At 65.2% G+C, this 664-nt stretch carries 1 pseudogene; it reads right to left on the reverse strand.

The features are described from left to right. A pseudogene (locus tag QNA08_RS18940) lies at nucleotides 1-600 on the reverse strand (transposase); the annotation flags it as partial. Nucleotides 601-664: the final 64 nt, after the last annotated feature.

A 664-nucleotide genomic window follows, 5' to 3' on the forward strand; every position in this document is an offset into this window, starting at 1 on the left:
GCGGCACCAGCATCGGCGCCCTGGTCCCGATCGCCCGCTTGCGCCCGCCACGCCGGCGAACCGCAAGCTTCTCCTCGCGGTAGAGCCGGAACAGCTTCTCGTGGTTCACGACGAGGCCTTCGCGCCTCAGCATCACGAGGAGACGCCGGTAGCCGAACCGGCGCCGTTCCTGCGCGATTACCTTCATCCGCTCGCGAACCTCGCCGTCGTCCGGACGGCCGGTCTCGTAGCGAACCGTCATGCGGCAGCAGCCGATGGCTTTACACGCCCGCCGTTCGCTCATCCCGAAGGCATCCTTCAGGCGAGCGACAGCTTTCCGCTTGGCCGCGGACGTCACCATTTCTTTCCCACGAGATCCTTCAGCGCCGCATTGTCGAGCATGGCGGCGGCCAGCAGACGCTTCAGCCGCGTGTTCTCATCCTCCAGCGCCTTCAGCCGGCGCGCCTCTGAGACGTCCATCCCGCCGAAGCGGGCCTTCCAGTTGTAGATCGAGGCGTCGCTGACCCCGTGCTTGCGACACAGGCCGGCGACCGGAACCCCGGCCTCGTGCTCCTTCAGAATTCCGATGATCTGCTCTTCAGAGAAGCGGCTGCGCTTCATGTCCTGGTCCTCTCAGTGGGCCAGAACGAACTTCAATCCGGATTAGATCGCAGGGGCAACGTCA

It is taken from the genome of Chelatococcus albus, from assembly GCF_030067675.1.
GTDB lineage: Bacteria > Pseudomonadota > Alphaproteobacteria > Rhizobiales > Beijerinckiaceae > Chelatococcus_A > Chelatococcus_A albus.